The sequence below is a fragment of the Paraconexibacter antarcticus genome (assembly GCF_024220175.1).
Taxonomy (GTDB): domain Bacteria; phylum Actinomycetota; class Thermoleophilia; order Solirubrobacterales; family Solirubrobacteraceae; genus Paraconexibacter; species Paraconexibacter antarcticus.
On sequence record NZ_CP098502.1, the window covers coordinates 4155439 to 4178789 of the forward strand.

The 23351-nt window shown below is 74.1% G+C and carries 21 protein-coding genes and 1 pseudogene; 8 read left to right on the forward strand and 14 right to left on the reverse strand.

Features of this window, described 5'->3' with window-relative positions:
* Positions 1–255: 255 nt before the first annotated feature.
* The 8 genes from NBH00_RS20295 to NBH00_RS20330 all read right to left on the reverse strand — a co-directional run bounded on the left by NBH00_RS20295 (position 256) and on the right by NBH00_RS20330 (position 9004).
* Entirely contained in the window at positions 256–486 is a 231-nt protein-coding gene (locus tag NBH00_RS20295; protein WP_254570395.1) for a hypothetical protein, read from the reverse strand.
* The gene (locus NBH00_RS20300; RefSeq protein ID WP_254570396.1) at positions 486–1019 is read right to left on the reverse strand and encodes an aromatic-ring-hydroxylating dioxygenase subunit beta; all 534 of its coding nucleotides are present in this window, start codon (positions 1017–1019) and stop codon (positions 486–488) included. The genes NBH00_RS20295 and NBH00_RS20300 overlap by 1 nt, the downstream gene beginning before the upstream one ends.
* Positions 1019–2284: an aromatic ring-hydroxylating oxygenase subunit alpha gene (locus tag NBH00_RS20305; protein WP_254570397.1), complete on the reverse strand. Its 1266-nt coding sequence runs from the start codon at positions 2282–2284 to the stop codon at positions 1019–1021. The genes NBH00_RS20300 and NBH00_RS20305 overlap by 1 nt, the downstream gene beginning before the upstream one ends.
* Positions 2285–2427: 143 nt before the next feature.
* Positions 2428–3621, reverse strand: coding sequence for an acetyl-CoA acetyltransferase (locus tag NBH00_RS20310; protein ID WP_254570398.1), 1194 nt, complete (start codon positions 3619–3621; stop codon positions 2428–2430).
* A gap of 3 nt (positions 3622–3624) precedes the next feature.
* A complete protein-coding gene (locus NBH00_RS20315) occupies positions 3625–5025 on the reverse strand; it encodes an OB-fold domain-containing protein (RefSeq protein ID WP_254570399.1) in 1401 nt (466 codons plus the stop codon).
* Between the two features lie 5 nt (positions 5026–5030).
* Entirely contained in the window at positions 5031–6119 is a 1089-nt protein-coding gene (locus tag NBH00_RS20320; RefSeq protein ID WP_254570400.1) for an acyl-CoA dehydrogenase family protein, read from the reverse strand.
* A gap of 14 nt (positions 6120–6133) precedes the next feature.
* Positions 6134–7357: an acyl-CoA dehydrogenase family protein gene (locus NBH00_RS20325; RefSeq protein ID WP_254570401.1), complete on the reverse strand. Its 1224-nt coding sequence runs from the start codon at positions 7355–7357 to the stop codon at positions 6134–6136.
* Between the two features lie 69 nt (positions 7358–7426).
* Complete coding sequence (locus NBH00_RS20330) at positions 7427–9004, reverse strand: 3-hydroxyacyl-CoA dehydrogenase NAD-binding domain-containing protein (protein ID WP_254570402.1); 1578 nt, start codon at positions 9002–9004, stop codon at positions 7427–7429.
* A gap of 75 nt (positions 9005–9079) precedes the next feature.
* On the opposite strand from NBH00_RS20330, the gene NBH00_RS20335 reads away from it, so the two are divergent.
* The 3 genes from NBH00_RS20335 to NBH00_RS20345 all read left to right on the forward strand — a co-directional run bounded on the left by NBH00_RS20335 (position 9080) and on the right by NBH00_RS20345 (position 12376).
* The gene (locus tag NBH00_RS20335) at positions 9080–10678 is read left to right on the forward strand and encodes an acyl-CoA carboxylase subunit beta (protein WP_254570403.1); all 1599 of its coding nucleotides are present in this window, start codon (positions 9080–9082) and stop codon (positions 10676–10678) included.
* 126 nt (positions 10679–10804) lie between these two features.
* Entirely contained in the window at positions 10805–11623 is an 819-nt protein-coding gene (locus NBH00_RS20340) for an alpha/beta hydrolase (RefSeq protein ID WP_254570404.1), read from the forward strand.
* Between the two features lie 114 nt (positions 11624–11737).
* Complete coding sequence (locus tag NBH00_RS20345; RefSeq protein WP_254570405.1) at positions 11738–12376, forward strand: TetR/AcrR family transcriptional regulator; 639 nt, start codon at positions 11738–11740, stop codon at positions 12374–12376.
* Positions 12377–12400: 24 nt separating this feature from the next.
* On the opposite strand, the gene NBH00_RS20350 is transcribed toward NBH00_RS20345, so the two are convergent.
* A complete protein-coding gene (locus tag NBH00_RS20350) occupies positions 12401–13627 on the reverse strand; it encodes a PucR family transcriptional regulator (protein ID WP_254570406.1) in 1227 nt (408 codons plus the stop codon).
* 81 nt (positions 13628–13708) lie between these two features.
* Between NBH00_RS20350 and NBH00_RS20355 the strand changes: the two genes are divergently transcribed.
* On the forward strand, positions 13709–15229 hold the full coding sequence (locus NBH00_RS20355) for a flavin-containing monooxygenase (protein ID WP_254570407.1): 1521 nt from the start codon (positions 13709–13711) through the stop codon (positions 15227–15229).
* Between the two features lie 102 nt (positions 15230–15331).
* On the opposite strand, the gene NBH00_RS20360 is transcribed toward NBH00_RS20355, so the two are convergent.
* Positions 15332–16297 carry an SRPBCC domain-containing protein gene (locus NBH00_RS20360; RefSeq protein WP_254570408.1) on the reverse strand — a complete coding sequence of 322 codons (966 nt, stop codon included), beginning with the start codon at positions 16295–16297 and terminating at the stop codon, positions 15332–15334.
* A complete protein-coding gene (locus tag NBH00_RS20365; protein ID WP_254570409.1) occupies positions 16294–16599 on the reverse strand; it encodes an ArsR/SmtB family transcription factor in 306 nt (101 codons plus the stop codon). The genes NBH00_RS20360 and NBH00_RS20365 overlap by 4 nt, the downstream gene beginning before the upstream one ends.
* Positions 16600–16684: 85 nt before the next feature.
* Between NBH00_RS20365 and NBH00_RS20370 the strand changes: the two genes are divergently transcribed.
* Genes NBH00_RS20370 through NBH00_RS20385 form a run of 4 tightly spaced genes read left to right on the forward strand, consistent with a single transcriptional unit; the run spans position 16685 to position 20174 of the window.
* Positions 16685–17887: a lipid-transfer protein gene (locus NBH00_RS20370; RefSeq protein WP_254570410.1), complete on the forward strand. Its 1203-nt coding sequence runs from the start codon at positions 16685–16687 to the stop codon at positions 17885–17887.
* Between the two features lie 58 nt (positions 17888–17945).
* Complete coding sequence (locus NBH00_RS20375; protein WP_254570411.1) at positions 17946–18380, forward strand: type II toxin-antitoxin system Rv0910 family toxin; 435 nt, start codon at positions 17946–17948, stop codon at positions 18378–18380.
* Positions 18377–19243: a MaoC/PaaZ C-terminal domain-containing protein gene (locus NBH00_RS20380; RefSeq protein WP_254570412.1), complete on the forward strand. Its 867-nt coding sequence runs from the start codon at positions 18377–18379 to the stop codon at positions 19241–19243. The genes NBH00_RS20375 and NBH00_RS20380 overlap by 4 nt, the downstream gene beginning before the upstream one ends.
* 34 nt (positions 19244–19277) lie before the next feature.
* Positions 19278–20174, forward strand: a complete 897-nt coding sequence (locus NBH00_RS20385; RefSeq protein ID WP_254570413.1) for an SDR family oxidoreductase — start codon at positions 19278–19280, stop codon at positions 20172–20174.
* A 68-nt stretch (positions 20175–20242) separates the two neighbouring features.
* Here the strand turns inward: NBH00_RS20385 and NBH00_RS20390 are convergent, their stop codons facing one another.
* The 3 genes and pseudogenes from NBH00_RS20390 to NBH00_RS25335 form a co-directional block, all read right to left on the reverse strand.
* On the reverse strand, positions 20243–20446 hold the full coding sequence (locus tag NBH00_RS20390; protein WP_254570414.1) for a hypothetical protein: 204 nt from the start codon (positions 20444–20446) through the stop codon (positions 20243–20245).
* Between the two features lie 78 nt (positions 20447–20524).
* Positions 20525–21949 carry a flavin-containing monooxygenase gene (locus NBH00_RS20395; protein ID WP_254570415.1) on the reverse strand — a complete coding sequence of 475 codons (1425 nt, stop codon included), beginning with the start codon at positions 21947–21949 and terminating at the stop codon, positions 20525–20527.
* Between the two features lie 833 nt (positions 21950–22782).
* A pseudogene (locus NBH00_RS25335) lies at positions 22783–23298 on the reverse strand (FAD-binding oxidoreductase); the annotation flags it as partial.
* Between the last annotated feature and the right edge of the window lie 53 nt (positions 23299–23351).

Consider the following 23351-nt stretch of genomic DNA (forward strand, 5'->3'; position numbering starts at 1 on the left):
TATCGGCGGCAAGCGCGAACTTACGCCGACGCCGCGAGGGAATCAAGCGAAAATCCAGTACGACCCATTTCGATAGTCGTTTTTCTCGTGTGATGACGCGGATGACGCATCCGGCCTGGCCCCGCCGGGAGCAGCGGCGGGCGCGGAGGGCGGGACGGGTCCGCAGGCCACGCGGCGAGCATTCCGGGAACACGCCAGGACAGACATGCTGCCCGGACAATATGTGCGCTCGTGTTCAGGGGACGGCGGGGCGGCTCACGACTCCGCCCGCCAGCGATGGAGGCTCGGGTCGAGGAAGCGGTGCAGCGCACCCTCCGGCAGCCAGGCGAGCGTCTCGAGCTCCAGCGGGTCGAGGAAGCCGACCTGGCCCGTCCGCAGGTCCTCGACGCGCAGCCGCGGGCCGTTGCCCTCGAGGTCGATGGAGACGTGCACCGAGGCGAACTCGGAGCTCAGCTCACCGACGCCGGACCGGCCCCCGCGCGCCATCAGATAAGGAACGCGAGGGTGTAGAGCGGACGGTCGGAGTCGACGAGCGTGACCTTCTTGTAGGCCATGCGCAGGCCGTCCGGGGTGCGGCGGAGCGTGTAGTCGCTGCGCCCGGCCCAGAGGGTGACGCCGCGCTCGCGCGACTCGTAGACGAGGAAGTTCGCGCCGGCGCGGATGTCCCCCTCCGGCCCGATCCCGTCCGCCTCGCCGTCGAGGAGCTCGACGTTCGAGACGATCCGGCGCAGCTGCGACGGCGGCGTCTGCGAGTGGCGCTTGCCGGTGTGCAGCTGCTTGATGCGGGTCGCGATGCGCGCGCGGTTGTCGAAGAGGATCGACACCTCGCGCGTGGGGTCGCTGTCGCCACCGTTGGCCGGGACCCAGTAGATCGCGTCGTCGGTCCAGAGGGCCTCCCACGCGTCGTACTCGAGCTCGTCCTGGTAGCGCGCCTCGCGGTAGATGAACTGCTCCACCTCGCGCAGGGTGGCGACGTCGAGGCCGGAGCCGACGGCTCCGTTCGTCGCGGAACCGTGCATCACGCGGCCCCTCCCATGAGCGAGCGGTAGTGCTTCCAGATCGCGCGCTGGGGGACCTCGTCGGTCGCGTCGCCGACGGTGAACCCGTCCGCGTCCTCGCGCTCGCGGTGCATGCCGCGCCTGATCGTCAGCCACTCGGGGCTACGGGCCTGCACGCCCCGCTGGTTGCGCTCGTACATCTCGGAGTCGTCGGCGAGCAGGAAGCCCGCCGGCCCGACCGAGCCGATCGTCTGCTGGAGCATGCGCCGGTTCATGTCCGGGGCGCCCTTGTACTGGACGGCCGTCACGTGCTGAACCGTCTCGTCGACCGCCGTCGGCTGGATGACGAAGAGCTGGATCTCCGCGATGAAGAGGTTCGGGAAGACCATCACGTGCGGGGAGCCGTCGACGAGGACCTCGCGCGCGGTCTCGGCGCCGAGCTTCGCCTCGAGCTGGGCGACGTAGTCCGGGACCTTCTCGGGCTTCGTGCCGAACCAGCCGAGCGGCTGGTCCATGCGGCGGAACTCCGGGCGCAGGTCGTTCTCGGTGTGGCCGTTCCCGAGGTCGCGGCAGACCGCGGTCGACTTGTCGCCGTAGAGGTCGCCGATGCCCGACGAGGCGACGGAGAAGATCGAGGAGTGGACGAACTGCGGGTGGTAGCCGTCCGTCTCGTTCTCGAGCAGCATCTTCCAGTTGGCCTTGCACTTGTGCTGCAGCCAGCCTGCGGTGAGCTCGACCTCGCCGGTGGGCGAGAGGCGCACGAGGCGGTCGAAGGCGTCGGTCGCGGCGCCGAGGTGCTCCTCGAGCGTGGGGCCCTCCTCCGCGAAGGAGCCGAAGACGAAGCCCTGGTACTGCGCGACCCGCGGGACCCGGCCGAGCCCGAGCTCGGCCTTGAGCGCGGTCCCGTCGTACCCGCTGTTGAACGGGTAGCCGAGGAGCTTGCCGGTGTTCGAGAACGTCCAGCCGTGGTACGGGCAGCGGAAGGCGGACGAGTTGCCCTTCGGGGCGTCGCAGACGAGGTTCGCCCGGTGCGTGCAGCGGTTGAGCAGCAGGTGGATCTCGCCCTGCCGGTCGCGCGACATGATCACCGGCTGCGGCCCGATCGACTTCAGCACGTAGTCGTTCGGCTCCGGCACCTCGCTCACGTGCCCGACGAACACCCACGTCCGGTACCAGATGCGCTCGAGCTCGGCCGCGTAGATGTCCGGGTCGGTGTAGAGCGACCCGTGGACGCGGCCGGGCTCGATGAGCTCGTCCCAGGGCAGGTGCGGCGCGACGCTCGGCATGCGCGGCATCCTACACGAATTCAGGCGCTCTGTCTGGACAGGTTGTCCGAGCTGGGTCGGTGGTCTCCTCCGGGAGGCTGGGTGGTGGATCACGGTTGCTCAGCAACCGCGATCCACCACCCACCGCTCGAGCGGTCCTCCCTCTAGTCCCGCTCCGGCCCCACGATCGACACGAAGGACACGCAGGTCCCCGGCCGGCCGCCGAGGTTGTGGGTCAGCCCGAGCTTCGGGGCGTCGAGCTGCCGCGCCCCCGCCTCGCCGCGGAACTGCTGCCAGTTCTCGAAGAGCATCCGCAGGCCGCTCGCGCCGACCGGGTGGCCGAAGGACTTCAGGCCGCCGTCGGGGTTGACGGACAGGCGGCCGTCGAGGTCGAAGGCGCCGTCGAGGACGTCGCGCCACGCCTCGCCGCGCGCGGAGAAGCCCATGTCCTCCATGAGGACGAGCTCGGTCGGGGTGAAGCAGTCGTGGACCTCGGCGAGGTCGATCTGCGTGCGCGGGTCGGTGATGCCCGCCTGCTGGTAGGCGTCGGCCGAGGAGCGCACGACCTCCTCGAAGCTCGTGTAGTCGTAGCCGGGGTCCATGGGGCCGTTCGCGGGCCCGGCGGCGAGCGCGAGGGCCTTGACGAACATCGGCCGGTCGGTGTACCGGTGGGCGTCCTCGGCCCGGACGACGAGCGCGCAGGCGGCGCCGTCGGAGACGCCCGAGCAGTCGAAGATCCCCAGGCGGCCGGCGACGAGCGGCGAGGCGGCGATCTTCTCCTTGGAGACCTCCTTGCGGAACTGCGCCCGTGGGTTCAGCGCGCCGTTGTGGTGGTTCTTCCAGGCGATGTGGGTCATCGCGTCGCGCATGTCCTGCTGGTCGACGCCGTACTTCTTGCAGTACGCGGGGTCCAGGAGGCTGAAGGCGGCGGGCGCGGTGAGGGTGTTCTCGGGCGCGGTGCCGTCGCCCGCGACGTTCGAGCGCACGAGCCCGGAGAAGCCGGTGTCCTTCAGCTTCTCCACGCCGACGGCCATGACGACGTCGTAGGCCCCGGAGGCGACGGCGTAGCACGCGTTGCGCACGGCGTCCGAGCCCGTCGCGCACATGTTCTCCACGCGCGTGACGGGCTTGTAGTCGAGCGCCATGGGGCGGGAGAGGACCGCGCCGGACTGCCCCGAGTTCATCGTCCCGAGCCAGAAGGCGTCGACGTCCTCGAGCGTCAGCGCGGGCGTCGTCGCGAAGCACTCCTTGATCGCGTCGACGAGGAGGTCGTCGGCCGAGCGGTCCCAGTGCTCGCCGAAGGGCGTGCAGCCCATCCCGACGATGGCGACCTTGTCGCGGATGCCGTTGCTGGCCATGGGTCAGTCCTCCTCGGCGGCGACGACGGTCGCCTTCCAGAAGTAGTTGTGGACGCCGTCGACCGTGTAGAGCCGGCGGAAGGACATCTGCACCCGCGTGCCGATCTCCACCTCGTCCGGGGAGGCGTCGGCGACCTCGAGCGTGTACCGCCCGCCCCCGTCGAAGTCGACGACGGCGTTGATCATCGGCGGCGACGGCGAGAAGGCGAGGCGGTCGACGGTGAAGGTCGCGACCGTCCCGGACCGCTGCCCGAGGGCGATGCGCTCCATCTCGTCGATGTGGTGGCAGCGCTTGCAGACGCGCGAGGGCGGCAGGTGGACGAAGCCGCAGCTCCTGCAGCGCGAGCCGACGAGGCCGAACTTCCAGGCCTCGCCGCGGGCCGACGGCGGCCCCGCGGGACGGTCGGGCTCGGGCCGGCGCGGGGGCTCGCGGTCGAGCATCCCCCGCCAGGTGAGGTACGTCGCGTAGCGCAGCTCGCGACCGCCCTCGAGCTGGGCGAGGACCGGGTGCGCGGCGCGGCGCCCCGGCAGCGACGCCGTCGTGCGCAGCACGAGCGCGTCGCACCCGTCGGCGGCCGAGATGAGCAGGATCGTCTCGCCGGCCCCGGCCCGGTCGAGGACCGCGGCGAGCTTCAGCCCGGCGTCGGCGGACCCGGCGTACCCGAGCGCACCCTCCTGCGACGGCACGCGGCCCGCGTACGTCCTCGCCGCCACGCCGGCGCTCCGGGTGTGCGGCGAGGAGACGATGACGTGGTCGGCCTGCTCGATGCCCGCGGCGGCGAGGGCGCGCCCGACCGCGTCCGCGATGAGCGGGAGGTACATCTCCTGGCCGAAGCGCTCCTCCCACGAGCGGCTCGCGTCCTGGCCGGGGACACGCCAGCGGTCGAGGAACTCGGCGCTCGCAGAGGCCTCGGCAAGGATCGTCGCGAGCGCGTCCGCCTCGTCGCCGAAGCGGAACGCCGCGGCCCCGTCGGCGCCGCCGCGCTCGTCCGCGGAGGACGGCAGGCCCGTACGCAGGTCGGAGAGCACCGCGAGCCCGCCGAGCGCGGCGGCGGCCCGCAGCGCCGCGATCGCCGACCGCGGCGCGCCACCGGTGTCGGCCGCGAAGCCCCGGTGGCCGAGGTCGAGCGCGGCGTGGATCGCGGTCGCGTTGGACTTGTCGAGGTACGGCGGGCTGCTCGTCGCGAAAAGCAGGTTCGACGTCCACCGGTCCGGCGCGGCGTCCCCGAGCGCGCGGCGCGCGGCCTCGACGCCCATCGTCGTCGCGTCCTCGTCGTAGGAGGCGACCGTGCGCGTGCCTTTGCCGAGGTGGGTGGGCCCGCTTCCCAGGGCGGCGCCGAGCTCCTCGTGGGTGAGGCGATGCCGGGGCAGGTACGCCCCGTAGCCGGTGATCCCGAGCGGCATGTGCGTCAGCCCGCCAGCAGCGCGGTCGCGACGGTCGCGGCGGCCGCCTCGGCCCCGCCCGAGAGGCGGCGCGAGAGCTCGGCCCGGCGGTAGTAGAGCATCGCGTCCCCCTCCCAGGTGGCGCCGATGCCGCCGTGGATGAAGATGTTCTCCGGCGCGGCGTAGTCGAGCGCGTCGGCGGCGGCGGTGCGGGCGGCGTTCGCGGCGAGCGTGAAGCCCTCACGGCCCTCCGCGTCCCAGGCCGACCCGGTGGCGACGAGCAGCGAGCGGGCGCCGTCGGTGAGGCGGAGCATCTCGACGAGCTTGTGCTTGATCGCCTGGTAGGAGCCGATCGCGCGGCCGAAGGCGATGCGGTCCTTCGCGTAGGCGGTCGCCATCTGCAGCGCGCCGTCGGCCGAGCCGACCGACTCGGCGGCGAGCAGCGCGCGCTGCAGGTCGCGGCCAAGCGACGGGGCGACGTCCGCCGGCAGCGTGAGCGCGGTCGCGCGGGCGCCGGCGAAGGCGACGTTCGCGAGCGCGCGGCTGCCGTCGTAGCCCCGCTTCGGCGTGACCGTCACGCCGTCGGCCCCCGCGTCGACGACGCTGAGGACGGGCGTGCCGTCCGCATCCCGGCCGAGGACGACGAGGACGTCCGCGCCGTCGGCGTCGAGCACGCCGGGGACGGCGCCGTCGAGCACCGCGACCCCTGAGCCATCGAGCGCGACGGCGACCTTCCCGGGGCGGTCCCCGGAGGACGGGCACACGAGGGCGGCGCGGCGCTCCCCGCGGGCGAGGGCGCCGCGCCGCTCGGCGTCCGCGCCCGCCGCCTCGAGCAGCGCGGTCGCGGGCAGGTGGCCGAGCAGGCGCGCGTCGGCCAGCGTGCGGCCGCAGGCCTCGAGGATCAGGAGCGCCTCGTAGGCGCCGAGGCCGACGCCATCGGCGTCCTCGGAGACGAGCAGGCCCGTCCAGCCCGCGTCGACGGCGACGGGCCACAGGTCGGTGTACGGCTCGCCGTCGAGCGCGGCGCGGGCGGCCTCGACGGTCTTGCAGCGGGCGAGCGCCGCGGTGGCGGCCTCCTGCAGGAAGGACTGCTCGTCGGTCAGGGCGAGATACATGGGCTCGGGCTCCTCTACGCCGTGGCGCCGGCGGGCGCGGCGGGCGCGGCGGTCGCGGCGGCGACCGGCCGCGCGGCCGGCGGGGGCACGACCCGCGGCTCCGGCGGGAGGCCGAGGAAGCGCTCGCCGATGAGGTTGCGGAGGATCTCCTCGGTGCCGCCGGCGGAGCGGACGCCGGGCAGCGCGGAGACCTGGTGGCCCCACTCGCCGCCGGCGAGGGCGTCCGGCCCGATCGCGTCGACGACGAAGCGGCACGCGTCGAGCGACGCGAGGACGCTCGTGATCTTGATGAGGCCCGCCTCCGGGCCGGGCGTGCGGCCGTCCGCGATCTCGGCGGTGACCCGCTCGCTCGTGTGGCGCAGCGAGAGCAGCTGCGACGCGACCTGGCCCATGCGGACGCGGAGCGCCGGGTCCTCGCGGGCCGCGTCGTCCCCCGCGATCGCTGCGACGAGCCGCTCGAGGCGGACGGCGTGCAGGCCCGAGCCGACGGCGACCCGCTCGAAGCCGAGCATCGTCAGCGCGACGCGCCACCCGTCCCCGACCGCGCCGATGACGCTGTCGGCCGGCAGCTCGAGGTCGTCGATGAAGACCTCGTTGAACTCGGCGTCGCCGGTGATCTGCCGCAGCGGGACGATCTTCAGCCCGTCGGCGTCCATCGGTACCGCGAACATCGTCAGGCCCTTGTGCTTCGCGGCCGACGGGTCGGTGCGGGCGAGCATGATGCCGTGGGCCGCGTGCTGGGCGAAGGACGTCCACACCTTCTGGCCGTTCACGAGCCAGGTGCCGTCCTCGCGCTGCCGGGCCTTCGTCTGCACGTTCGCGAGGTCCGAGCCCGCACCCGGCTCGGAGAGCAGCTGGCACCAGAACTCGTCGCCGCGCAGCAGCGGGCGCAGGTAGCGGTCCTGCTGCTCGGGGGAGCCGTGGGCCATGAGCGTCGGGCCGACCATGCCGATGCCGATGAAGTCGAAGGGGCCGGAGATGCCGCGGGCGTCGAGCTCCTGCTCGACGATGACGGCCTCGGCCTGGGTGCCGCCGGGCCCGCCGGCCGCCTCGGGCCAGGTGATGCCGACGTAGCCCGCGTCGGCGAGGACGCCCTGCCAGGCGCGCAGCCGCGCGACGGCCGCGTCGTCCTGGGGCTCGAGGACGTGCCGCGGCGGGGCGTGGAGCGCGTGCTCGTCGAGCCAGGCACGAAAGCGCCGGCGGTAGTCCTGCTGGTCGGCCGTCAGCTCGAGCGACATGGCGCAGACTGTACAGCGTGTCCGAGCAAGCTGTGCGGGCGCCCTGCCCGGACGGTGGGGCGCGCGCGTTCAGCCTCGGAGCGAGCCGCCGATCGCCGCCCGGTAGCGCAGCAGCGGGGCCGCCCGGTAGCGCGGCTCGCGACGGTCGTCGGCGAGGCCGTCGAGCAGCCCGAGCACGTGGTCGAGGCCGATGCGGTCGGCGAGCTTCACCGGCCCGGCGGGGTAGTTGAGCCCGAGCTCCATGCCGGTGTCCACGTCCTCGGCTGTGCCGTTGCCCTCGCCGACGAGGACGGCCGCCTCGTTGACGACGGTCGCGAGGATCCGGCCGAGGACGAGGCCGGGACCGTCCGCGACGGGCTCGGGGTGCTTGCCGAGCGTGACGACGAGCTCCCGCAGGCGCGCCACCGCCTCGGGGTCGCTGAGCACCGTCCGCGTCGTTTCGATCAGGCGGGTGGCCGCGAGCGGTCCGGCGACGTGGAAGCCCGCCGCCTCGGGGGCGACGAGGTGCAGCGCGCCACGCGAGAGCAGGACGGCGCGCGGCCCGGCGCCCCGGCCGCCGTCGCCCGGCTCGTCGGACGCGTCGACGGTCAGGTACGGGGCGTCGCCGCCCGCGTCCGCCTCCGAGGTGACCACCCAGCCGGCGGCCGCGGCGGCCGACCGCAGCTCGCTCGCCAGGCGCGTGCCGCCGAGGACGACGAGCGGCCGGCCGTCCCCACCCCCGGGCTCGGCCGCCTGCGGGTCGGGCGTCCTCGCGGGCGCGTCGTCGCCGTACGGGTACCAGCCGGCGCCGGTCTTCCGCCCGAGCCGGCCACCGGTGACCATCCGCGCCGCGAGCGGCGAGGGCTGGTAGCGCGGCTCGCCGTAGGTCTGGCGCAGGAAGGACTCGGCGACCGCGTGGTTCGTCTCGATGCCGATGAGGTCCATGAGCTCGAACGGGCCCATGCGGAAGCCGCCGCCGAGGCGCAGGATGCGGTCGATCTGCTCCGGCGTGGCGATCCGCTCCTGGAGGATGCGGAGCGCCTCGAGGAAGAACGGCCGGTTCACGCGGTTGACGAGGAAGCCCGCGATGTCGGCGGCGTCGATGACGGTCTTCCCCATCGCCTCACCCACCGCGCGCGCCGTCGCGAGGGCCGCGTCCCCGGTCTCCAGGCCGGCGACGACCTCGGCGAGGCGCATGACCGGCGCGGGGTTGAAGAAGTGCAGGCCGACGACCCGCTCGGGCCCGGGCACGCCCGCCGCGATCTCGGTGATCGAGAGCGACGAGGTGTTCGTCGCGAGGATGCAGTCCTCCGCGACGGCCGCGGCGACCTCGGTGAAGAGCGCGAGCTTGAGCTCGAGCCGCTCCGGTGCGGCCTCGATGACGAAGCCGCACGGCGCGAGGTCTGCGATCGCGCTGATCGGCCGCAGGCGCCCGAGGGCGTCCGCCCTGGCCTGCGCGTCGATCTTCCCGCGGGACTCGAGCCTGCCCAGCCCCTCCTCGATCCGTGCGAGGCCGCGGGCCAGCGCCGCGGGGTCCGGGTCGTAGAGGTAGGTGACCGCGCCGGCCTGCGCGGCCATCTGCGCGATGCCGGCGCCCATCTGGCCGGCGCCGAGGACGCCCACCGCCTCGGGCATCGTCGCGCTCGCCGGATCCGGACCAGGGGACATGCCGCCGATGCTATCGGACAGTGTGTATGGGCATTTCGTGTGACGATCACGCGGTCCTCCCCTAGCATCCCGCCCATGGCCGCCCCCACCCCCGAGGACCCCACCGCGTCGGTGGACCCCCGCGACGCGCCCGCCCCCGGCGAGGTCACCAAGGCGGAGGGCCTGGCCGAGCTCGAGCGCCGCCGGGCGCTCGCCCTCGGGATGGGCGGCGAGGCGCGGGTCGCCGCGCACCACGCGAGCGGCCGGCTCACCGCGCGCGAGCGCGTCGCCCTGCTCGTCGACCCCGGCTCGTTCGTCGAGCTCGGGCTGCTCGCCCACTCCGACCGGCCCGAGATCGGCGAGCGCGCGCCTGCCGACGCCGCGGTCACCGGCGTCGGGACGGTCGACGGGCGCAAGGTCGGCGTCATCGCGAACGACTCGACGGTCATGGCCGGCTCGACCGGGAAGGTCGGCAGCCGCAAGCAGGGCCAGATCATGAGCCTCGCCGCGCGCAAGGGCTACCCGCTCGTCATGCTCGGCGACGCGAACGGCGGGCGCCTGCCCGACCTGCTCGGGTCCGACTTCGCGGCGGCGGCCGGCGGCGACGAGGGCGAGCACTTCCTCGGCCTGCGCGTCATGGAGGACCGCATCCCGCGCGTCACCGCCATCCTCGGCAACGCCTACGGCGACCCGGCGTTCTGGGCGGGCTCGTCGGACTACGTCGCGATGGCGAAGGGCTGCTCGGTCGCGCTCTCGGGCCCGTCGCTCGTCGGCTCCTCGCTCGGCGCCGCGACGACCCACGAGGAGCTCGGCGGCCCCGAGGTCACCGTGAGGACGTCGGGCCTCGTCACCCGGCTGGAGGAGGACGAGGCCGCGACGATCGCGTCGATCCGGACCTTCCTGTCCTACCTGCCGTCGCACGCGAGGCTCGATCCGCCGGCGAGCGCGCCGATCGCCCCCGCGACCGGCGGCGAGCAGCTGCTCGACATCGTCCCCGACCGCGGGCGCCGCGGCTACGACATCCACAGGGTGATCGCCGCCGTCGTCGACGCCGGCTCGTTCTTCGAGCTCCACCCCGGGTACGCGCGGTCGCTCGTCACCGGCCTGGCCCGGGTCGAGGGCCAGGCGGTCGGCGTCGTCGCGAACCAGCCGAAGTTCCGCGGCGGCGTCCTGGACGCGGAGGGGGTGACGAAGGCGGAGCGGCTGGTCTCGCTCGCCACCGCGTTCGGCCTCCCGCTCGTCTTCCTCCAGGACATGCCGGGCGCGATGATCGGCGTCGAGGCCGAGCGGCTCGGCCTCGCCCGCCGGCTCATGGCGCTCTACACCGCCGTCGCCCGCTCGCCGGTCCCGAAGGTGACGGTCATCATCCGCAAGGCCTTCGGCTTCGGCTACATGACCCTCGGTGGCCCGTCGATGGGGACCGACTACGTCGTCGCGTGGCCGAACGCCGAGATCGGGTTCATGGCCGCCGACAACGCGGTGCAGGTCGTCCACCACCGGCGCCTGCGCGACACCCGGGCCGCGGAGGGGGACGACGCGGCCCGCGCGCTCGCCGCGGAGCTCGAGGAGCAGATGCACCACGCCTTCGCCCCGTGGCAGGCGGCGACGCAGTCGTTCATCCACGACGTCATCCGCCCGCAGGACACGCGGCAGGCCGTCGTCGACGGCCTGTTCGTCGGCTGCGGCTACCGCTGAGCGCGGGCAGGCGCCGGGGCTCCCGACCCCCCGAAGGGCCTACGGTGCTCCCCCAGCCGGCCGGGGCGCGGGCCCCGCGGGCGCGTTAGCGTTGGACGAACCCGACATCACCCGTGAAGGAGTCCCATGACGACCGTTGACGAGAACGCCTTCCCCGGCATCCGTGGCCAGGTGCAGACCTACCGCTGGGCCGACCCGGACGCCACGGCGCGCTACGTCGCCGTCATCGCCCACGGCTACGGTGAGCACGCTCGCCGGTACGACCACGTGGCCGAGGCCCTCGTCGCCGACGGCGCCGTCGTCCACGCCCTCGACCACCACGGCCACGGCCGCTCGGAGGGCGAGCGCGCGTCGGTGACCGACATCCAGGAGTTCGTCACCGACCTCGACACCGTCGTGGACGGCGCCGCCGAGCAGGGACTCCCGGTCGTCCTCATCGGCCACTCGATGGGTGGGCTCATCGCGACCCGCTACGCGCAGCAGCATGCGGAGAAGCTCGCCGCGCTCGTGCTCAGCGGGCCCGTCATCGGCGGCAACCCGGGGTTCGCCCAGCTCCTGGAGATGGACCCGATCCCGGAGATCCCGATCGACCCCGCCGCCCTCTCCCGCGATCCCGCCACCGGCGAGGCGTACGCCGCCGACGGGCTCGTCTACCACGGTCCGTTCAAGCGCGAGACCCTCCAGGCCCTGTTCTCCGCGGTCGACGACGTGAAGGGCGGCCCGAAGCTCGAGCTCCCCGTGCTGTGGATCCACGGCGAGCTCGACGCGCTCGCCCCGCTCGACGCCACGAGCGAGGCCGCCGCCCTCATCAAGACCGGCTCCTGGCAGGAGAAGGTCTACCCCGGCGCCATGCACGAGATCTACAACGAGACGAACAAGGACGAGGTCATCGGCGACACGATCGCGTTCATCGCCAGCGCGGTCGGCAGCCCCTCGTCCGTCTGACGCCGGGGGCCGGACGTCCGCCCGCGATGGCCTGCCATCGCTCGCGGACGTCCGGCGGCCCGCGTGCCGGTCCATGCGCACTTCCGGCGGCCCGGGGAAACGTAGACTCCGCACGTGCCAGCCGCCAGCCGCGCCACCGGGCGCTCCCGGGACGATCGACGCCGCAGCATCACCGACGCGCTCCTCGTCGAGGTCGAGCAGATCCTCGCGGCGGGCGAGACCTACGCGGAGATCAGCGTCGAGCGTCTCATCACCGCGATCAACATCTCGCGGTCGACGTTCTACGTGTATTTCGAGGACAAGGGCTCGCTGCTGCTCGCGCTCGCCGAGGACGTCGTCTCCCAGCTCAACATCGCCGCACGCGCCTGGTGGGACCTCCCGGCGAACGTCGACCGCGACACGCTCGAGAAGGTCATGCGCGGCATCTTCAAGACCTACCGCCGGCATGCGTACATCTGGTCGGCGCTCGTCGACGGCGCCGCGTACGACCCGCGCGTCCGGGCGTCCTTCCGCCAGGTCGCCGACGGCTCGATCGCGGGGCTCGAGCAGCACATCCGCCACGGGCAGAAGGCCGGCACGATCCGGGCGGAGCTCGACCCGCACCGGACGGCCGCGTGGCTCACCTGGATGACCGAGCGCGGCCTGCACCAGCTCGCGTCCGACGCGAAGCCGGCCGAGATGGCGCGGCTCGCGAAGGCGCAGACGGCGATCGTCTGGCACACGCTCTACGACGGGGTCGGCGCCGGCGCCTGACCCGCCGGGCCGCGCGGACACGGGTCAGGCGGCGCCGAGGACGTCCACCACCGCCAGCGCCGCGTCGAGCTCGCGACCCCGCGTCGCGACGTCGTGCCCGAGCAGCTCGTGCACCCGCTGCAGCCGTCGCGCGACCGTGTTGCGGTGGACGCCGAGGACGTGCGCGGTGCGCGTGCGGTCGTGCCCGGCGGCGAGGTAGGCGGTGAGGGTCGCGCGGAGCGTGGCCATCGCCGGCGTCCGTGCCGCGAGGCCGCCGAGCTCGTCGGCGGCGAAGGCCGACGCCGCGTCCGGGTCGCGCGTGAGGAGCGCTGCGAGCGCGACGTCGCCGTAGTGCGTCAGGCGGCGCGCCTGGTCGCGCCGGGCGACGGCGCGGGCGAGGCCGGCCTGCCGCCGGGTCCGCGCGAAGCCCTCCGGCCCCGCGGCGGGCGCGCCGACGGCGACCTGCGCGGCGAGCGGCTCGAGCGCCGTGACGACCGACGCCCAGCGCGGCTCGGCGGCCGTGCCCGGGTCGCCCTCCCCGCCGGCGTGCAGCCACGCCACCGCGAGCTCGCCCTCGCTGAGCAGGAGGGGCCGCGGCGCGGCGGCGTCGGCGAGTGCGGCCGCGAGGGCCTCGCGCAGCGCGTCGGGCCCGCCCGCCGTGGCGTCCTCGCCGGCGCCGGGCGGCCGCCACGCGAGGACGGCCCGGTGCGTCACGCCGCGCAGCCGGTGGCCGAGCGTGAGCTCCGCGGCGTCGAGGTCGACACGCGCGCCGGTCAGCAGCGCGCGGATCGTCGCGTCCCGCCGGACGTACGTCGCCCGCAGGAGCGCCTCGCGCTCACGCTCGAACTCGGCGGTCACGTCGCTCATCGCCGCGTCGGCGAACGCGAAGGAGAGGACGCCGAGGCGGACGATCGCGTCGGCGGCGTCCGGGACGCGGTGGGCGTCGGCGAGCTCGGCGGCCCGCGTGAACATCGCCGCCTGCCCGACGCGGTAGGAGCGCAGGAGGGCGGCGAGCGAGACCCCCGCCCGCGCCGCGCGGCGCCCGTAGGCGAGCGACTGCGGCGGCGTGACGAACCCGTCCTCGAGCCCGAGGCGCAGCACGCGCGCGAACTCGCGGAGGATCGATTCGGTGCCGAGGGTCGCGGCGACCTCGACCTCCGGGTCGACGGCGAGCTCCGGGATGTCCGCGCGGATCCGGGCCATGACGAGCGCCGAGTACGTGGTCAGCGCGACGTCGAGATCGTCCGCGAGCAGCTGTTCCAGGGTTCGCACGGTGCAGATTGCACCACAAGAGCCGCGTGAGGGAGCAGATCCCACCTTTCCGTGGTGCACCACGCCCGCGATGCTGGACCCATGAGCCCCTCCGCCACCCCGTCCCCCTCGGTCGCGATCGTCGGCGCGGGCTTCGGCGGCCTCGCCGCGGCCATCGAGCTCAAGCGCCACGGCATCGAGCGCTTCACGGTGCTCGAGCGCTCCGACCGCGTGGGCGGCGTCTGGCAGGCGAACAGCTATCCGGGCGCGGCCTGCGACGTGCCGTCCGTCATCTACCAGTTCTCCTTCGCGCTGAAGCCCGACTGGTCGCGCCGCTTCGGCACCCAGGCGGAGATCCGCGCCTACCTCGAGCAGGTGGCCGAGGAGTTCGGGATCCTCCCCCACGTCCGCTTCGGCACCGAGGTCACCGCCGCCGCGTTCGACGAGGAGGCCGGCCGCTGGGACGTCACGACGGCCGACGGCGAGACGACCGCGTACGACGTCCTCATCGGCGCGACCGGTCAGCTCTCCCGCCCCAAGGTCCCCGACGTCCCCGGCCGCGAGACGTTCGCGGGCGCGCAGTTCCACTCGGCCGAGTGGGACCACTCGGTCGACCTCGCCGGCAGGCGCGTCGCGGTGGTCGGCGGCGGCGCCAGCGCGATCCAGGTCGTGCCCGCCATCGCGGACACCGCCGCGCACGTCACCGTCGTGCAGCGGTCGCCCTCGTGGGTCGTGAACAAGTGGGACTGGACGCCCGGGCGCGTCGAGCGCGCGCTCATGCGGTCCCCGCGGGCCCAGCGGCTCTACCACAACGCGATGTGGCTCTGGTTCGAGTCGCGGTACCCCGTCGTCAAGCGGTCGATGCGGCCCCTCGTGTGGGCCTGGGAGCAGGAGCGCAAGCGGACGATCCGGCGCACGCTGCGGGACCCGGCGAAGGTCGCCGCGGCGATCCCGGACTACCAGATGGGCTGCAACCGCCTGCTGCTCTCCCGGGCCTGGTACCCCACGCTCGCCCGCGAGGACGTCGCCGTCGTCGGCGCCGGGCTGCGGTCGGTCGACGCCGGCGGGCTCACCTGCGACGACGGGACCCGCGTCGACGCGGACGTCATCGTCTGGTGCACCGGCTTCACCGCGACCGAGTACCTCGCGCCGATCGACCTGCGCGGGGTCGGCGGGCGCTCGATCCGCGAGGCGTGGGCCGAGGGTCCCGAGGCGTACCTCGGCATGACGACGCCGGGCTTCCCGAACCTCCTCATGAGCTACGGGCCGAACACGAACTCGCTGACGAACACGATCGTCTACCTCCTCGAGCGGCAGGCGTCGTACATGCGCCAGGCGATCGAGCACCTCGGCGCGCGCGGCGGCGGCACGCTCGAGGTCCGCGCCGACGTGCACGACGCGTTCAACGCCGAGATCCAGGACCGCCTCGGGCGCACGACGTTCACGACCGGCTGCCCCGGCTGGTACGCGACCGAGAGCGGCAAGGTCACGCAGGTGTGGGCCGGCTCCCACGTCGAGTACGGCCGCCGCACGCGGACGTTCGACCCGGCGTGCTTCGTCCACCGCCCGGCCGCCGCGCAGCGCGACGGGGACACCGGGGCGGCCCTCGCCGCCGCCGGCTGATCGGCCCCGCTCGCTCGTCGTCTCCGTGCACGGCACCGCGCCGGCGGACGCAACGGCCGAGCTCCCCGAGTCGGCGGTCCAGCCGGTTCCCGATCGGCGCCGTCAGGTCGCGGGGTGGGCGGCGAACGCGGCGCGCCCGAGCTCCGGATCCACGCCGTAGGCCTCGGCGAGCCGCTCGTGGACGACGGGCCACAGCTCGAGCGACCCGGCCTCGGCGAGGGCGACCCCCGCGAGCCGCGCGTCGAAGCGGGCGAGGCAGCGGTCCCAGCCGGCGGCGGTGCGGGCCGCGACCTCGCGCTCGGCGAACCGGTGCGTGAAGACGAGACGGCAGCCGACGGGGTGCGCCGTGAGCTCGAAGCGCAGCGCCTCGCCGGACCACGTCGCCTCGAGCGTCCGCGGCGCGTCGGCGCGGACCACCGTGAGCGCGTGGGCGCCGCCGGGGAACCAGTGCGCGAGGTCATCCGGCTCGGTGAGCATCGCCCACACCCGCTCGGGCGGGGCGGGCAGCAGCCGCTCGATGCGCAGCTGCGGCGGTGGCCCGTCGTGCAGCTCCGGGTCACGGAAGGCGAGGCCCGCGACGAACGCGCGGCCGCGCGCGGGATCCTCGCCGCTCAGCGCGGCGTGCGCCTCGTGGTAGACGCCGACCGCGCCGTGCGCGTCCTCCTCCGACAGCGGGGCCCCGCCGAGCGCCGCACCGAGGCGGTCGAGGTACGTCTCCCAGCCGGCCGACGTCTGCGCGACCGGCGTGCCGTCGTCGAGGACATGGACGAAGACGAGCCGCGTCCCGTCACCGTCGGGCTCGACGTCGAAGGAGAAGCGGGCCGTCCCCCACGTCCAGGCGATGTGCCGCGGCGGGTCGAGCGCAACGATCTCGCCCGAGCCGCCGAAGCCGGACAGCCTCTCGCCGAGCGCCGGCGTCCACGTCGGCGGCGCGACGAACCACTGCGCGAGCTCGGCGGGCTCGGTCACCGCGCGCCAGACGCGCTCGGGGGCGTGGCGCAGGCGGCGCTCGAAGCGCAGCGCGGGGCGTCCGTCGACGGTGGTCGCGATGCCGGTCGTCAGGCTCATTCCGGGTGCTCCTCGAGATGGCGCTGCAGGACGTCCAGCCGGGCGGACCACGCGGCCCGGTAGGGCTCGAGCCACGCGTCGACCTCGGCAAGCGGGGCCGGGCTCAGCGCGTAACGCCGCACCCGTCCTTCCGGCCGGACGGTGACGAGGCCCGCGTCGCGGAGCACCCGCAGGTGCTTCGAGACCCCCGGCTGGCTGATGTCGAGCCGGGCGACGAGCTCGCCGACCGACCGCTCGCCTCCGCGCAGGAGGTCGAGGATGTCGCGACGGTGGGGCTCGGCGAGCGCGGCGTAGGCCGACATGCGTCAAATATAACTCACCGGCTATATGGCGCGACGAGCCCGGACGCGCTTGTTATAAGTCACGCGACTGGTATATAAGTTCGCCATGGCCCGCCCCAGCGCACCCGTCTACGTCGTCGGCGTCGGCATGACCCCGTTCGTGAAACCGGGTCAGGAGGGCGCGGCCGACTATCCCGAGCTCGCCCGCATCGCGGGGACGCGGGCCCTTGAGGACGCCGGCGTCGCCTACGACGAGGTCGAGCAGGCCTACGTCGGCTACGTCTACGGCGAATCGACGTCCGGGCAGCGCGCGGTCTACGAGCTCGGCATGACCGGCATCCCGGTCGTCAACGTCAACAACAACTGCTCGACGGGGTCGACGGCGCTCTTCCTCGCCGCGCAGGCGGTCCGCAGCGGCGCGGTCGACTGCGCGCTCGCCCTCGGCTTCGAGAAGATGAAGCCCGGCTCGCTCGGCTCGACCTACGACGACCGCGAGCAGCCGATGCTCCGCCACATCGAGCTGCTCGCGCAGATCTCGGAGGTGAAGTTCCCGCCCGCGCCGTGGATGTTCGGCGCGGCCGGGCGCGAGCACATGGCCGAGCACGGCTCCGAGCCCGTCCACTTCGCGAAGATCGGGTACAAGAACCACAAGCACTCGGTGGACAACCCGTACGCGCAGTTCCAGACCGAGTACACGCTCGACGACATCCTCGCGTCGAAGGAGATCTACGCGCCGCTGACGAAGCTGCAGTGCTCCCCGACCTCCGACGGCGCCGGTGCGGCGATCCTCGCGAGCGCGGAGTTCGTCGAGCGCCACGGGCTCGCGGAGCAGGCCGTCGAGATCGTCGGCCAGGCGATGCGGACCGACTTCGAGAGCTCCCTCTCGACCCGTCGCGCCCGCGACGTCATCGGCTACGACATGAACGTCAAGGCGGCGCAGGCCGTCTACGAGGAGGCCGGCCTCGGGCCCGAGGACTTCCAGGTCATCGAGCTCCACGACTGCTTCAGCGCGAACGAGCTGCTGCTCTACGAGGCGCTCGGGCTCTGCGGCGAGGGCGAGGCACCCGCGCTCATCGACGCCGAGGACACGACGTACGGCGGCCGCTGGGTCGTCAACCCGTCCGGCGGGCTCATCTCGAAGGGCCATCCGCTCGGGGCGACCGGCCTCGCGCAGTGCGCCGAGCTCACCTGGCAGCTGCGCGGGACCGCCGACAAGCGGCAGGTCGACGGCGTCGAGGCCGCGCTGCAGCACAACATCGGCCTCGGCGGGGCCGTCGTCGTCACCGCCTACCAGCGCGCCGAGCGCTGACCCACCCGCCGGTCACCGCCGCACCACCCTCACCACCACCGAGAACGAGGTCACCACCATGGGCAGGATCAACGCGACCGCCAGCTTCGGCGCCGACCCGGACGCGGTCTGGGCCGTCATCTCCGACCCGGCGTCCTACGAGCAGTGGCTCACGATCCACACGAAGTGGAAGAGCGTCCCCGAGCGCTTCAGCGAGGGCGCGACCGCGTCGGAGGTCGTGACGATGCTCGGGATGCCGAACACGATCGAGTGGACGGTCCAGCGGTTCGACGCACCGTCCACGCTGACGATCGCCGGCACCGGCATGGCCGGGGTGCGGACGACGTTCTCGCTCTCGGTCGCCGGGGACGGGAGCGGCGGCTCGACCGCGCAGATCGACGCCGAGTTCGAGGGCGCGATGATCACCGGCGCGCTCGGGATGGCCGTCGAGAAGGACGCGAAGGCGAACCTCGACCAGTCGCTCGCGAACATCGCGAAGCTCGTCGCGGCATGAGCACCGAGACACTGCGGTTCAACGAGGCGGGCCTCGGGAAGTGGACCGGCGAGAAGACGTTCGTCGTCGAGGCCGAGCGCCTGCGGGTGTACGCGGCGGCGACGAACGATCCGATCGCCGCGCACGTCGCCGGTGACGTCGCCGGCCCCGTCTTCGCGATCGTGCCGGTGTTCGACGCGCTGCTCGAGCCCGCGCTGGACGTCGTCCCGCTGTCGGTCCTCGGGCGCGTCCTCCACGGCGAGCAGGACTTCCGCTTCCACCGCCCCATCCGGCCGGGTGAGACGCTCACGTCGCGAGCGCGGATGACCGGGTTCGAGGGCCGCCCGAACGGGACGCGCGCCTGCGTGTACCTCGAGACGCGCGACGCCGGCGGCGAGCTCGTGAACGAGCAGTACGTCACGTTCTTCATCCGGGGCTTCGACGACGGCCGGGCGCTCGGCGACCTCTCCCCCGCCCACCCGTTCGACGACGCGCTGCGCGACGCGGCGCCCGTCGCCGACGTCACCCAGCGGATCGACGAGGACCAGACGTTCCGCTACGCGCCGGCGTCAGGCGACCCGATGCCCATCCACCTCGACGAGCAGGTCGCGAAGGACTCCGGGCTGCCGGGCATCATCGCGCACGGCTTCTGCGTCCTCGCGTTCACCTCGCACGCGATCCTCGAGCAGCTCGGCGGCAGCGAGACGGCCCGGCTGAAGCGGCTCGCCGTCCGCTTCGCGAAGCCCGTCCTGCCCGGGCAGGAGATCCGCACCCGGATGTACGCGGCGGGCCGCGACGCCGACGGGGCCGCGACCTACGCCTTCGAGACGACGGTCGACGGGGTGCCGGTCCTCCGCGACGGCCTCGCCGTCCTCGCCGACTGACGACCGACGACCGACCACCACAGGAGATCTGGACATGGGAACGCTCGACGGCCGCATCGCGGTCATCACCGGCGCGGGCCGCGGCATCGGCCGCGAGCACGCGCTGCTCTTCGCCCGCGAGGGTGCGCGCGTCGTCGTCAACGACCTGGGCGGCGCGAACGACGGTTCCGGGACCGACGCGGGCCCCGCGCAGGCGGTCGTCGACGAGATCCGCGCCGCCGGCGGCGAGGCGGTCGCGCACACTGACGACGTCTCGACGTGGGAGGGCGCGCGGTCGCTCGTCGACTGCGCGACGGACAGCTTCGGCGGGCTCGACGTCGTCGTGAACAACGCGGGCATCCTCCGCGACGGCTTCGTCGCGTCGATGAGCGAGGCGGACTGGGACGCCGTCGTGCGCGTGCACCTGAAGGGCCACGCCGCCGTGCTGCGCCACGCCGCCGGGCACTGGAAGGCGCGCTCGAAGGCCGGCGAGGCCGTGCGCGGCGCGGTCGTCAACACGGCGTCGGCCTCGGGCGTCACGCTGCCGAACGCGGGCCAGGGGAACTACGGCGCGGCGAAGGCCGGCATCACGGCGCTGACGCTCGTCGCCGCGCAGGAGCTCGAGCGGTACGGGGTGCGGGTGAACGCGATCGCGCCGGTCGCGCGCACGCGGCTGACCCTCGCCACGCCGGGGATGGGCGCGATCTTCGCGGCGGGGGTGACCGACGCGACGGGCCACGACCTCTTCGACCCGTCGAACATCTCGCCGCTCGTCGCCTACCTCGCGGCGGCCGACTGCCCGATCACGGGGCAGGTCTTCGCCGTGCAGGGCGGGGCGATCCAGACGCTCGGCGGGTGGTCGGTCGAGCGGACGATCGAGACCGAGGGGCCGTGGCGGATCGAGGACATCGCGGCGCGGCTGCCGGGCGCGGGAGCGGGCGTCCCGGCCTGAGCGGCGGGCGGGGCCAGCCCCGGAGCCGGGGCCGGACCGCGCCCACGCCAGGCCCGGACGGGGCCCGCTCAGCGCGGCCGGCGGGCGGCCCGGTGGATGCGATGACCTTCGCGGGCGACCGTCTCCTCGAGGCGGCGCCCGGCGTCCGCCCCGGCCGCGGTCACGGCCTCGGCCTCGGCCTCGGGGGCGGGCTTCGGCGCGGCGGTGGGACGCGTCCGCGGGGTGCGCGGCGGTGTCGGGGAAGCGGCGGGCAGGGCGGGCTTACGGGGCATGCGGACACCGTCGCGCGCCAACATGAACCCCACGTAATGCTGGTGCGGATGAACGGTTGCCCGCCCCTGAGAACCCTCTCAGGCGGCCGCGACCGTCTCGCGGTCACCCGCGCCGCGCATGACGTAGTCGCCCGGGTCGAACGTCCGCAGGCGCCGCCGGAACTCGAACGTGTAGCCCGGCCACAGCGCCGAGCTGCCGCCGGTCGCGTCGAGGTACCAGCTCGTGCAGCCGCCGCTGACCCACACCGTCCGGCGCAGTCGCTCGGCCATCTCCTGCCGGTAGGCGGCGTCGACGTCGGCCCGGACCTCGGCCGACCCGCCGCCCCGCGCGAGGACCGCGCGCACGGCCTGGATGACGTACTCGACGTGCGCCTCGACGTAGAGCAGTGCCGAGGTGTGACCGGTGGCCGTGTTGGGGCCCCCGAGCATGAAGTAGTTCGGGTAGCCCGCGACGGCGGTGCCGAGGTACGCCGAGCGGTGCGCGCCCCAGTGCTCGGTGAGCGGGACGCCGTCGCGGCCGCGCAGCGGGTCGGCGACCGGCATGATCTCGAAGCCGGTCGCGAGGATCAGGACGTCGAGCGGGTGCTCGGTGCCGTCGGCGGTCACGACGCCGCCAGGCGTGATCGAGCTGACCGCGTCGGTGACGAGGGCGACGTTCGGCCGCGCGAGCGCGGGCGCGAAGTCGTCCGACACGATCATCCGCTTGCAGCCCGGGTGGTAGTCGGGGGTGAGCTTCGCCCGGAGCTCCGGGTCCTTCACCTGCGCGCGGAGGCGGAGCTTCAGCACCGCGCCGAGCCAGTTCGAGCGACCGTCCTTCAGCCAGCCGAAGGCGAGGCTCTCGCGATAGAGGAACTGGCGCCCGCGGGCGAGCCGCTGCAGGACCGGGAACCGGCGGAAGAGCGCGTGCTCGACGCGCGTGATGCGGCGGTTCATCCGCGGGATCGTCCAGCCGGGGCTGCGCTGGAAGACCGTCAGGTGCCCGGCGACCTTCTGCACCTCGGGGACGAACTGCGCCGCCGACGACCCGGTGCCGATGACGCCGATCCGCTTGCCGCGCAGGTCGTGCTCGTGCTCCCAGCGGGCCGAGTGGAAGCACGGCCCGGCGAACGTGTCGAGGCCGGGGATGCGCGGCGGGATCGGGTTGCTCAGCGGGCCCATCCCGGAGACGAGGAAGCGCGCCTCGACGCGCCCGGCAGCCGTCGTGACGAGCCAGCGCTGCGCGTCGTCGTCCCACGTCGCGTCGGTCACCTCATGGCCGAAGCGGACGCGCGGGAGGACGCCGTGGGCCTCGGCCGTCCGCCGGATGTACGCCCAGATCTCCGGCTGGGGCGAGTAGACGTGGCTCCAGTCCGGGTTCGGCGCGAACGAGTAGGAGTACAGGTGCGACTGCACGTCGACCGCGCAGCCGGGGTACTGGTTGTCGCGCCACGTGCCGCCGAGGTCGTCGGCGCGCTCGAGGACGACGAAGTCGTCGAGGCCGACCTGCCGCAGCCGGATCGCCATCCCGAGCCCGGCGAAGCCGGCCCCGATGATCGCGATGTCGACCCGCTCGGTGGGGACGTCGCCGCCCGCCCGCTCCGCGCCGGTGATCGTCCCGTTGCCAGTCTGCACCTCATGCTCCTCTCGTCGGACCCGCAGCGAGCGTACTCCTGCCGGGCGGCAACGCGGCGGCAAACGGGCGGCAATCGCACGGAACGCCCGGACAACGGCCCGGCAACCGCCGCGGGGACGTACTCGCCCTCGAGGTGGCCGCGGACGCCGGCGCCCTCCGGCGGGCTCGCGAGCGCGCCGCCGGTGTGGCGGAGCTCCGCCGCGACGAGCGGCGACGGCCCGCCGGCGATCGCGAGGAAGGCGTCGAGCGCCGCGTCGTCGAGCGTCCGCAGGTTGATCGAGTCCCCGGCGCAGGGCAGCGGGTCCTCGGGGTCGCCGTGGAGGCGGACGATCTCCGCGCTCGGCATCGGGCCGAAGCCGCCGAGGATCGGCTCGGCGACGGCGCGCAGCCGCGCCTCGAGCGCCTCGGCCACGCCGGCCTCCAGCGCGACGCCGTCGATGCAGAACGTCGCCTTGAGCTGCAGCGGCTCCGGGACCTCGGGCAGCGGCGGCAGGAACAGCCGGCGCAGCGTCGTCGTCATGCTCGCCGGCGCCTCGCGGGTCCAGTCGCGCCACGCGCGGAGCACGGCGGGGCCGTCCGCCTCGGCGAAGAACAGCGCGCCCGCGGTGACCGTCGCATAGGGCAGGAGCCCGAGCTCGACCGCGGTGACGACGGCGTAGCCGCCCCCGCCGCCGCGCAGGGCCCAGAACAGCTCGCTCCCGTTGTCCGCGTCGACGCGGCGGAGCGTCCCGTCGGGCGTGACGACCTCGAAGGCGCGGACGTGGTTCACCGCGAGGCCGTGGGCGCGCCCGTAGAAGGAGAGGCCGCCGCCGAGCAGGTACCCGATGACCCCGACGGTCGGCGACGAGCCGTGCATTACGGCGAGGCCGTGCGGCGCGACCGCCTCGACGACGTCGCCCCAGCGGGCGCCGGCCTCGATCCGGGCGACGCGGGCGACCGGGTCGACCTCGACGTCGCCGTCGTGGAGGGCGGTGCGGAGGAGCAGCGTGCGCTCGAGGCTCGGCAGCGCCTGCCCGAGGTGCCCCGTCGTCTGGGCCGCGACGGTCAGGCCGTGGGCACGGGCGTAGGCCATGGCCGCCTGCACGTGCTCGACGCACGTGGCGACGCAGACCGCGGCGGGGCGCTGGTCGGCGGCGAGGTTCCAGCCCCGGCGGGCATGGTCGTAGAGGGCGGAGTCGGGCAGGACGACCGGCGGCAGGTGGGTCGGCAGGGCCCGGCTGAGGATGGTGTTGATCGGCATGCCGGGAAGACTGCGCTCCGGAAAGCAGGGGCACCATCCCGAGCGTGGGTGGA